Annotated in this window: 2 pseudogenes; both read right to left on the bottom strand. The window is 67.8% G+C overall.

Annotation, left to right across the window (positions count from 1 at the left end):
* Positions 1-248 (bottom strand): annotated as a pseudogene (locus tag BQ8420_RS12270) (hypothetical protein); the annotation flags it as partial.
* 77 nt (positions 249-325) lie between these two features.
* Positions 326-847: pseudogene (locus BQ8420_RS31885) on the bottom strand (hypothetical protein); the annotation flags it as partial.

The following is an 847-nucleotide window of genomic DNA, read 5'->3' as shown; positions in this document are numbered from 1 at the left end:
ATGTAGCTCCGTCTCGTGGGCTCGGTGATGTGTTTAAGAGACAGGAGCAGGAGCTTGGACAGATCGGGACGCTCGGTGGCGAGGAGGTGTTCGCTCGCCATCAGGAGGGTCTCACCGATCTCCTCGGGTCCGCTCGTGTCGAGGTCGTCGAGGATCTCCGGTGGCAGGTCGAGCTCGTGGACCAATTTCCTCAGCTCGGGGGTGAGGAGATCGGTGGACGCGACCGGTCGGGGTTCGTCGGGTGTCATATGTGCACGTTAGCCAAGGCCGGGGGCCCGCGACTCCGAAAGTCGTGATCGGCCCCGGCCTCAGCGAACGGGTCGGGTCAGAGGGGGAATCCGGGGATGGTGCGCAGCAGGTCCAGGACACCGGTGTCGGTCCGTGCCCCCGTCTCCAGCCCGACGGCGAAGACCACCACACAGAGCAGCAGTAGGAGCAGGTAGCGGGGCCATCGACGGGAACGTCTACGCGCGCCGGCGGGGTCGGCGTCGATCCAGGACTGGTCCAAGCGGGCGATCTCCCTGCGTAGTTCCTGCACCTCGGAGTGGTAGTGGTCGCGTTCGCCACGTACTCGTCCGAGTTCGGCGCGTTCGGCCCGGACCGCGGCTCGCACGTCGGCCACGTCGGTACGGGCACCTTCGGGACCGCGCCGCCGATGCCAACGCTCCAGGCGGGCCAGCGGCAGGTCGACGTAATGGGTGGGCCAGTTGTCGTCGAAGTCGCTGTGCCCCTCGCCGGGCTCCGGTTCGGTTTCGGCTGCGTAGTCGAGGGGTTCGTCGTCCTTCCCCTCCTCAGCCGATTCCGTGGCTTCGGTGAGTACGGGCAGGGGCGGGGCGTCTGCGGGGGT

The sequence above is a fragment of the Nocardiopsis sp. JB363 genome, assembly GCF_900143625.1.
Taxonomy (GTDB): domain Bacteria; phylum Actinomycetota; class Actinomycetes; order Streptosporangiales; family Streptosporangiaceae; genus Nocardiopsis.
Note: the sequence above shows the minus strand (reverse complement) of the source record. Positions and strands in the feature narration are given on the sequence as shown.